Here is a 9,206-nt window from a genome sequence, read left to right on the forward strand (position 1 = left end):
CTTGGGTCGCAACGGTGGCCGGGGTGTGACCCATACGGATCCGGCAGGCACCGGTCTGGATCAATCCGGGGGCCGTCGTGCCCATGCCACTTCCGGCCGTCCTGTCGGGAGCAGCGCGGATGGCCGCTGGAGAGAGCGCGCCGTACCCGGACGGCAGGCGTGGAGGTATCGAAAATCGTTACGCTGCGTAAATGAAAATCTTGTGCTTCGCGAAACTATGAGCCAGGTCGGCACAAGCGCGATCCAGCCAGCCGGTAGTCCGACAAATCTGGAAAAAGCGCTAGGTAAGCAGCTCATGGGCGCGCCGGGCGCCGATCTGTGAGGAGGCCAACAGCGATCCGGCCGGATAGCGGCCGATGATGTCCGAAGTCGTTAGGCTCACTGCGACAACAGAAAGCACATGACGGCAGAGAGGTTCCCTGACGTGGTTACGCGAGTGGGTGTCAACGGCTTCGGCCGTATCGGCCGCAACTTCTGGCGGGCGCTTCAGGCGAGTAAGCGTAACGACGTACAGATCGTCGCGGTCAACGATCTTACTGATAACAAGACCCTTGCTCACCTCCTGAAGTACGACACGACGCTGGGTACGCTGGCGGAGGCGGTCAGTGTCGGCGATGGTGGGATCAAGGCCGGTGACAGTTTCATCAAGGTGCTCTCCGAGCGTGATCCGGCGGCGCTTCCCTGGGGCGATCTCGGGGTCGATGTGGTTGTCGAGTCCACCGGCCGGTTCACCTCGGCCGACGACGCGCGCAAGCACGTCCAGGCGGGCGCGAAAAAGGTCATCATCTCCGCCCCGGCCAAGGGCGAGGACCTCACCGTGGTCATCGGCGTGAACGACGACGTGTACGACCCGGCGAAGCACACGATCCTGTCGAACGCGTCATGTACGACCAACTGCGTCGCGCCGCTGGCCAAGGTCCTTGAGGACGCCTTCGGCATCGAGCGCGGCCTGATGACGACCGTGCACGCCTACACCAACGACCAGGTCATCCTCGACTTCCCGCACTCGGACCTGCGTCGTGCCCGTGCCGCCGCGCAGAACATCATCCCGACGACGACCGGCGCGGCCAAGGCGACGTCCCTCGTCCTGCCGCAGCTCAAGGGCAAGCTGGACGGCCTGGCCATGCGGGTGCCTGTCCTTGACGGCTCGGTGACGGATCTGGTCGCGACCCTCAAGCGCGAGGTCACGATCGAGGAGGTCAACGCGGCCTACCGGGCGGCGGCCGACGGCGCGCTCAAGGGCATCCTCGTCTACACCGAGGATCCGATCGTCTCCTCCGATATCGTCGGCACGTCGCCCTCGTGCACTTTCGACTCGCTGCTCACCATGGCCAGCGGCAACCAGGTGAAGGTCATCGGTTGGTACGACAACGAGTGGGGTTATTCCAACCGTCTGGTGGATCTCACCGCTCTCGTTGGCGGACGTCTTCAGTGACCATGGCACGATCATGAATTATCCGCGCGTGCGGCCCGTGCGCCGATCCGGGGGTCCGGATGGGCTGACGTGGGAGGTTTCGACAACTTTCGCGTGTTTTTGGAAACCCTGGAGCAAACGGCGTGAGAATGATTGACGATCTGCAGGTCGACGGGCGCAGGGTTCTCGTCCGCAGCGACCTGAATGTTCCGCTGGACCGGTCCGGGGACACTCCCCGAATCACCGATGACGGGCGGCTGCGCGCGAGTGTTCCCACCATCCGCGCGCTGCTGGACCGCGGTGCCCGGGTGGTCGTCTGCTCCCACCTGGGGCGTCCCAAGGGCATGCCGGACCCGGCGTACTCGCTCGCCCCGCTCGTCGGGCGGCTCGCGCAGCTGCTTGGGCGGCCGGTCACGTTCGCCGGTGACGGCGGTGGTGACATCGCGGGGCCGTATGCCCAGAAAGTCGTCTCCGAACTCGGCGACGGTGAGGTCGCTCTCCTGGACAACCTGCGTTTCCACCCCGGCGAGACGAGCAAGGACCCGGCGGTACGCGCCGCGTTCGCGGACCAGCTCGCCGGCCTGGCCGAGTGCTATGTCGGCGACGCCTTCGGCGCCGTCCACCGGGCGCACGCCAGCGTCGTGGATGTGCCCGCAAGGCTTCCGCACGCCGCCGGAGCGCTGGTAACCAGCGAACTGAAGGTGCTGGCGGCCCTCACCGGGTCTCCGGCTCGTCCCTACGTGGTCGTCCTCGGGGGCTCGAAGGTCAGTGACAAGCTCGCGGTGATCCGGGCGCTGTTGCCGAAAGTCGACGCTCTCCTGGTCGGCGGCGGGATGTGCTTCACCTTTCTCGCGGCGCGGGGACACGCCGTCGGCGGTTCGCTGCTGGAAGCAAGCATGATCGATACGTGTAAGGAGCTGTTGGGCGAGGGCGGGGACAGGATCGTGCTGCCCACCGACGTGGTGGTGGCCGAGGAGGTCTCGGCCGACGCGGTCACCGCGGTGGTCCAGGCCGACGCCATCGCCGACGCGCAGAAGGGCCTCGACATCGGCCCGGCGTCGGTGGCGCTGTTCGCCAGCCGGCTGCGCGGTGCCCGCACCGTGTTCTGGAACGGTCCGATGGGCGTGTTCGAGCTCCCGCCGTTCGCGGCCGGTACTCGGGGCGTGGCTGAGGCCATTGCCGGGGTCGACGGTCTGACCGTCGTCGGTGGAGGGGATTCGGCCGCCGCTGTCCGTACTCTTGGTATCCCCGAGGATTCTTTCAGTCATATTTCCACGGGGGGTGGTGCCAGCCTCGAGTATCTGGAGGGTAAGGTCCTGCCCGGTCTCGCGGCCCTGGAGGCATGATGGCGATCGACAAGCAAGCCGGCGACGGCAGGAAGCCGCGCGGCAGCGGGCGGCAGGCGCTGATCGCGGGCAACTGGAAGATGAACCTGAACCACCTCGAGGCGATCGCGCTCGTCCAGAAGGTGGCTTTCGACCTGAAGCCAGCCGAACTGGACAACGCCGAGGTCGTTGTCCTGCCTCCGTTCACCGACCTGCGCAGTGTCCAGACCCTCATCGATGGTGACAAGCTTGCCATCGGTTACGGCGCCCAGGATCTCTCCCCGCACGGTTCCGGCGCCCATACCGGTGACATCAGCGGTGCGATGCTCGCCCGGCTGGGCTGTGGCTACGTGGTGGTCGGCCACTCCGAACGCCGCGCTGACCACCATGAGGACGACGCGCTGGTGGCGGCCAAGGCGCGGGCCGCCTACAGCCACGGCATCACCCCGATCGTGTGCGTGGGGGAGCCCGAGACGGTCCGGGCGGCGGGCAGCCATGTCACCCACGTTCTCGACCAGATCGACGGTTCGCTCGACGGGATCACCCTGGAACAGGCCCGCACGCTGGTCATCGCCTATGAGCCGGTGTGGGCGATCGGCACCGGGCGGACCGCCTCCGCGCAGGACGCACAGGACATGTGCGCCGCGATCCGGGGGCGGCTCGCCAAGCACTTCGGCGCCGCGGCCGCCGCTGTCATCCGCATTCTCTACGGCGGGTCGGTGAAGGCGTCGAACGCGCCGGAACTGTTCACCCAGCCCGACGTGGACGGCGGTCTCGTCGGCGGCGCGAGCCTGGACGCGGCGGAGTTCGCGGCGATCGTCCGCAGCGCGCCGCCGAGCTGAGTCCTGAGTCCTGAGTCCTGAGAACGGACGGGCGGGGCAGGCGGGACGGGCGGACGAGCCACTGCGCGGCAGGTGGCCTGATCCGGGTGTGCTTGGGTGGCTCCGGTGGCGGGACGCGCTCCCGCCGGGAAGGGGCTCAGCTCAGACCATGCGACGCAAGCATGCGCTCACCCGGGTCGGCACCGTCGTGGCTGTCCTCGGTCTTGCCTCGGTCGCCTGCACAGACGCGGGACGCCACGGGCAGGTCTCGCCTGCCCCGCTGGTCCCGCCCGCCGCGATCAGCTCCAGGACCATCGCGCCGTCGGATCGGACCGGCGGGACGCTGCGGGTGGCGGCGACTACCGACTGCGACTCCTGGGACCCGCAGCGGACCTCGGCCGTCCGGTGCTGGAACCAGCAGCGGTGGATCTCCCGCCAGCTGGTGACCTACAGCGTGGGCGCCGGCGTCGCGAAGCTGGCCGGAGATCTCGCCACCGACGTGCCGACGTCCAAGGACCTGCGTACCTGGACCTACACCATCCGCGCGGGGCTGGCGTTCGAGGATGGCACACCGATCACGTCCAAGGACATCAAGTACGGGATCGAGCGGGCGTTCGCCACGGACGTGATCACCGGCGGTCCAGGTGAGGTCGTGAAGCTGCTCGCGGACGACAACGCCCCCTATCCGGGGCCCTACAACGATCCGGACCCCGATCGCCTCGGTCTCGCCTCGGTGATGACTCCGGATGACCTGACCATCACGTTCCGGCTGAACCGGCCGTTCGCGGACTGGAACCTCGTGATGGCCTCACCGGTCTCAACCCCGGTGCCACGGGCGCACGACACCGGCGCGGCCTACGGCGCGCGGCCGGTCGCCTCGGGGCCGTACAAGATTGAGAACTACCGTCCGGGTGAGTCCATCACCCTGGTACGCAACCCGAGCTGGAGCCCGAAGAGCGACCCGAACCGGTCCGCCTTCCCGGATCGCGTCGTGGAGCGGATGGGGCTTACCGCGGCTGACATCGACAACCGCATCCTGACCGACCAGGTCGACGTCGCCGCGGCGCAGACCGGGGTGGGAGCCCAGGCCGCGGCCCGGATCGTCGCGAACCCGAGCCTGCGGGCGGACCGCACTATCGAGGCGCCCACGGGCATCCTGCGTTACCTGGCGGTGGTGACCAGGACCGCTCCTTTTGGCAACATCCACTGCCGCGCCGCCGTGGCCTGGGCACTGGACAGGCAGGCCCAGCAGAGCGCCCGGGGAGGCCCGATCATCGGCGGGGACATCGCCGGGACGATGCTCACGCCGCCGGTGCGTTACTACTCCTGGTTTGATCTCTTCCCGAGCCCCGGCGGTACCGGCGACCTTTCCAGGGCCAGGGCGGAACTCGCGGCCTGCGGCCAGCCCGCCGGCTTCGCGACGACGCTCGTCACCGGGCCGGACCCGCTGGACGCCGCACAGGCCGAGGCGCTCCGTGTCTCGCTGGCCCGGGTCGGTATCACGGTCACCGTCAGCGTTGTGGATGATCCGCAATACCCCGCCGCGGTGATCGGGACACCCGACCGTGCGCACGCCATGAACTACGGCCTCATACTGACTGCCCGGCAGGGTGACCGGCCAGCACCGTACGCCTTTCTCAGCCCGCTCGCCGATGGGCGTGAGATCCGTCCCCAGCACAACCTCAACCTCGCCGAGCTGGATCAGCCCGCGATCAATGCGGACCTCGACCGCGCCATCCAGACGGTGGACGAGGATGACGCGGCCGGCATCTGGACGGCGCTGGACCGGGCGGTCGTCGCGTCTGGTGCCTACATCCCGTTGCTCTATGATCGGGCACTCAACGTCTACAGCGATCGGCTCACCAACATCCGCTACTCGTCAGCTTTCATGATGGTGGACCTCACCTCGCTCGGCGTCGTCCCGTAACGAGCAGCTGTCTGGACGGTCATCGCCCGGGCAGCCGGGGACATGGCGTGCCGTTCATACGACCGGGACGCCGTGATGTAACTTGGCACGATTGTTGTACCTCCACTGGAGGCGCGATCATGGTCTTTCGCGCGCCTGGTGAGGCCTCACAGTGACGGCTGGATGACGACGGCGCGGGAGCAGGTCTAAGAGATGACTGTTGGGCTGTCCATTGCCCTGATCATCACGAGTGTGCTGCTGGTGCTCCTCGTGTTGCTGCACCGGGCCAAGGGGGGTGGGCTGTCCACGCTCTTCGGCGGCGGTGTGTCCTCCTCGCTCGGGGGTTCTTCGGTCGTGGAGAAGAACCTTGATCGATTGACGATCGCCGTCGCGCTGATCTGGATTACCTCCATCATCGGCCTGGGCCTCCTTCTCAAGGAGTGAGCGGCCCTGGACGGACACGAACGCCGGCCTTGACGCTGATCGTCTGCCTGGTCGTGCTCTTCGGGGCTGCCGCGGCATGCGCCGAGGGTGGTCCCGGGCCGGTGCGGGTGACGCCGGTCACGACCACGGTCACCTCCGAGCCGACGGACAAGCCCGGCGGAACGCTGCGCCTGGTCGGCGCCACCATGCCCACCGGTGACCCCGGCTGGGCGGCTGACCCCGCTTCGAGGATGCTGGTACGGCTGGTATCGCGCCAACTGTATTCCTACCGCGCGAGCACTGACCCGGTCTTCGCCGCGGCACCCCAGCCGGATCTGGCGGTTGGCCCCCCTGAGATCAGCGAGGGCGGGAAGGTCTACACGGTCGTCCTGCGTTCCTCGGTGCGCTGGGACACCCCCGGCTTCAGGCGGGTCACCGCGACCGATGTCGCCCGCGGCATCAAGCGGTTGTGCACCCCGCCGAAGCCTTCGCCCATGCGGGGGTACTTTGCCGCCACCGTGACGGGTTTCGCCGTCTACTGTGACGATCTCGCGCGGACTCCGGTGGCTGGCGCGCGTGACTTCATCGAGCATCGCGACATCAGCGGTGTCCAGGTCATCGGCGATGAGACCATCGAGTTCCACCTGCTTGCGCCGGCCTCCGACTTTGCCGATGTCCTGGCCCTGCCGGCGGCGGCCCCGGTACCGCAGGAGGCTTTGGCATACCCGCCGGATTCGTCGGGCTACCTGGAGCACCTCATCTCCGATGGCCCTTACCATTTCTCGGCGGCCGTGAACGACGAGGCCTACCGGCTCTCCCGTAACCCGGCCTGGAGCGCGTCATCGGACGGTGTTCGCCCGGCACTTGCCGACCATGTCACGCTACGCATCAACATGGACGCCGCCACCGCCCAGGCTGAGATCGAGTCCGGGCGGGCTGACCTGGCTCTCGACAGTCCCGTACCCGCCGCGGAGGTGGCGGGGCTGGACGCCCGGGCGGACGGTCGGCTGTCCACCGACGGCCCGGGATCCGTCGTGTCGCTCACCGTGGGGCTGCACGGCCCGGCCGCCGCCGCCCTGCGGGTGAGCGCCGTCCGGGTGGCGCTCACGTACTGCGTGGACCGCGCGGCCGTCGCGGCGGCTCTCGGCGGGCCTGTCACGGCCACCGCGACCGCGCAGTTGCTGCAGGCCCCCATGGCCGGCTACCAGCCTCGGGATCCCTTCCCCACGCTCGGCTCGACCGGCGACGCGACCCGTTGCCGGGAGGGCGCGCGGAGCGCGCCTGGCGGTCCGCTGACCGCGCTGACCCTGCTCACCACCGATTCGGCCGCGGCCGCGGGCGTGGCGTCAGCGCTCCGGGATGGTTTCGCCCGCGGGGGCGTGGCACTGCGCGTCATCGCGGTGCCCGCCGTCGACTATCCTTCGCGCGCCATGGCGGCCACCGAAAGCCAGTCCTGGGACCTCGCCCTGGACACCGTGACGCCACAGTGGTTCGGCAATGCCGGGCGCACCGTGTTCCAGCCCATGCTGGAGCCGGCATGGTCGGGGCCCCGACCGGCCGATGGCGGATACCGTAATGAACAGATCACCTTGTTGCTGCACAGCGCCCTCGCCGAGCGTGATGCCGCCACCGCCAACACCCGCTGGGGTGATCTGGAACGGGAGCTGCTCACCGATGCCGCGGTTATCCCGTTGGCTGTTACCGTGGTGCCGCGTATGCACAGCGTTAACGTTCGTGGTTTCGTACGGCTGGGCTCGCTCGACAACGGTGATCCCACCAGCGTATCTATGGGCATTGCGTGAGAAGTGCGCTTACAGTGACCTGAAACCGTCGTGCGGATGACCGGCGGTGGTGGGTGCGACGAGGTCGGCCCATCTCGTCTTACACTCGGTCAGGCCGAACCGGCAGGCGCTGGGGGCCGGGTCCGGAGTCAACCAGCGGGACGAGACAAAGGAGTAGACGGACCGTGGCAGGTGGTAACGCCATCCGAGGAAGTCGGGTAGGAGCGGGACCAATGGGGGAGGCTGAACGGGGCGAGACCGCCCCGCGGCAGCGGATTTCCTTCTGGTGCGCCAATAATCACGAAACCAGGCCGTCGTTTGCGGCGGAGGCCGCGATTCCAGAGACCTGGGACTGCCCAAGCTGCGGCTTCCCGGCGGGCCGCGACCGTGACAACGTGCCCGCGCCGCCGAAGACCGAACCGTACAAGACCCATCTCGCCTACGTCCGGGAGCGGCGTAACGAAAAAGACGGCGAGGCGATCCTGGCCGAGGCCCTTGCCAAGCTGCGGGGCGCCGTTTAGAGGCTCCGGCAACAGGGGTGTGGGTCAAGGAGCGGGGCTGGGGTCCGTGCCCCAGCCCCACGGCGCCGCGGCGGCCCTGCCTGACCGTGGAGTTCCGGCCGTGGCACCGGTCGCGGCGTTCGTCGATCGGTACCACGCGGCCCCGGCTGTTGTGACGCCAATTTGGTGATCTTGGTTGACGTGTGCCGTCTCGACAACCTACCGAGCCGGCGCCGTGGCGCGTGGTGCCGGAACCTCGGCTGCCGCGGCGCGGTCCAGCAGCCACAGCGTCCGCTCCCGGCCCTGGGCGCCCGCGGCCGGGATCTCTGGGGGGTAGGCGCCCGAGAGCGCTCGCGCCACCGCGGCGGTCTTCGCGTCCCCTGCGGCGAGCAGCCAGACCTCACGGGCCGCCCGGATGGCGGGGAGTGTGAGGGTGATCCGGACCTGCGGCGGTTTGGGGGAGTCGGGGACGGCGACGGCCGTCGCGGTGGCGTGTACGGCTGGGGAATCCGGAAAGATCGACGCTACGTGGCCGTCCGGCCCGATGCCGAGCAGCAGCACGTCGAAGGAGGGGGCGGCGATGTCCGCGCCCGGCGGGGCGTGTTCGGCAAGCAGCTGTGCGTAGGTGGCCGCGGCCGCGTCGGCGTCGGCCGCGCTGTCCGGATCGCTCATCGCGAAGACCCGAGCCGGGTCCAGGGGCAGCGCGTCGAGCAGCGCCGCCCGTGCCTGGCCGTCGTTACGGTCGGGCGAGCCGAGGGAAACGAACCGCTCGTCCCCCCACCACACGTCGACCCGCCTCCAGTCGACCGTCTGGACGGCCGGACTGCCGCGCACCGCCCGCAGCGTCGCCACGCCGATACCGCCACCGGTCAGCACCACCGACGCGGTGCCGCGGGCGGCCTGCGCGTCCGCTAGGCTGATAATCATCCTGGCGGCTGTCGCGGCGGCGAGCAGGCTCGCGTCGGGGTGGATGATGACCTCGGCAGCCGCGCCCATCAGCCCGCCGCCCCCGCGATCGTGCCTGTCTTCCGTGTGA

At 68.9% G+C, this 9,206-nt stretch carries 8 protein-coding genes; 7 read left to right on the forward strand and 1 reads right to left on the reverse strand.

The features are described from left to right. Nucleotides 1–424: 424 nt before the first annotated feature. From gap to MJ783_RS03750, 7 genes are all read left to right on the forward strand, one after another. Nucleotides 425–1,435: a type I glyceraldehyde-3-phosphate dehydrogenase gene (gene gap, locus MJ783_RS03720; protein ID WP_239308503.1), complete on the forward strand. Its 1,011-nt coding sequence runs from the start codon at nucleotides 425–427 to the stop codon at nucleotides 1,433–1,435. A gap of 122 nt (nucleotides 1,436–1,557) precedes the next feature. Then, nucleotides 1,558–2,760 (forward strand): phosphoglycerate kinase, encoded by a 1,203-nt coding sequence (gene pgk / locus MJ783_RS03725; protein ID WP_239308504.1) that lies wholly within the window; start codon nucleotides 1,558–1,560, stop codon nucleotides 2,758–2,760. After that, nucleotides 2,760–3,581, forward strand: a complete 822-nt coding sequence (gene tpiA / locus MJ783_RS03730) for a triose-phosphate isomerase (RefSeq protein WP_239308505.1) — start codon at nucleotides 2,760–2,762, stop codon at nucleotides 3,579–3,581. Before pgk ends, tpiA begins: the two co-directional genes overlap by 1 nt. A 148-nt stretch (nucleotides 3,582–3,729) precedes the next feature. Beyond that, nucleotides 3,730–5,487, forward strand: coding sequence for an ABC transporter substrate-binding protein (locus MJ783_RS03735; RefSeq protein WP_239308506.1), 1,758 nt, complete (start codon nucleotides 3,730–3,732; stop codon nucleotides 5,485–5,487). Between the two features lie 192 nt (nucleotides 5,488–5,679). After that, a complete protein-coding gene (gene secG, locus MJ783_RS03740) occupies nucleotides 5,680–5,910 on the forward strand; it encodes a preprotein translocase subunit SecG (protein WP_239308507.1) in 231 nt (76 codons plus the stop codon). Nucleotides 5,911–5,939: 29 nt separating this feature from the next. Then, entirely contained in the window at nucleotides 5,940–7,691 is a 1,752-nt protein-coding gene (locus MJ783_RS03745) for an ABC transporter substrate-binding protein (RefSeq protein ID WP_239308508.1), read from the forward strand. Between the two features lie 164 nt (nucleotides 7,692–7,855). Then, nucleotides 7,856–8,191, forward strand: a complete 336-nt coding sequence (locus tag MJ783_RS03750; protein ID WP_255720378.1) for an RNA polymerase-binding protein RbpA — start codon at nucleotides 7,856–7,858, stop codon at nucleotides 8,189–8,191. A 198-nt stretch (nucleotides 8,192–8,389) separates the two neighbouring features. On the opposite strand, the gene pgl is transcribed toward MJ783_RS03750, so the two are convergent. After that, nucleotides 8,390–9,166: a 6-phosphogluconolactonase gene (pgl, locus tag MJ783_RS03755; RefSeq protein ID WP_239308531.1), complete on the reverse strand. Its 777-nt coding sequence runs from the start codon at nucleotides 9,164–9,166 to the stop codon at nucleotides 8,390–8,392. Nucleotides 9,167–9,206: the final 40 nt, after the last annotated feature.

It is taken from the genome of Protofrankia sp. Cj3 (assembly GCF_917627355.1).
Lineage (GTDB): Bacteria > Actinomycetota > Actinomycetes > Frankiales > Frankiaceae > Protofrankia.

Excerpts from the sequence above, each read along its gene's own strand:
- pgl (WP_239308531.1), bottom strand. The coding sequence starts at position 9,166 with ATGGGCGCGGCTGCCGAGGTCATCATCCACCCCGACGCGAGCCTGCTC.
- secG (WP_239308507.1), top strand. The coding sequence starts at position 5,680 with ATGACTGTTGGGCTGTCCATTGCCCTGATCATCACGAGTGTGCTGCTG.
- MJ783_RS03735 (WP_239308506.1), top strand. The coding sequence starts at position 3,730 with ATGCGACGCAAGCATGCGCTCACCCGGGTCGGCACCGTCGTGGCTGTC.
- tpiA (WP_239308505.1), top strand. The coding sequence starts at position 2,760 with ATGGCGATCGACAAGCAAGCCGGCGACGGCAGGAAGCCGCGCGGCAGC.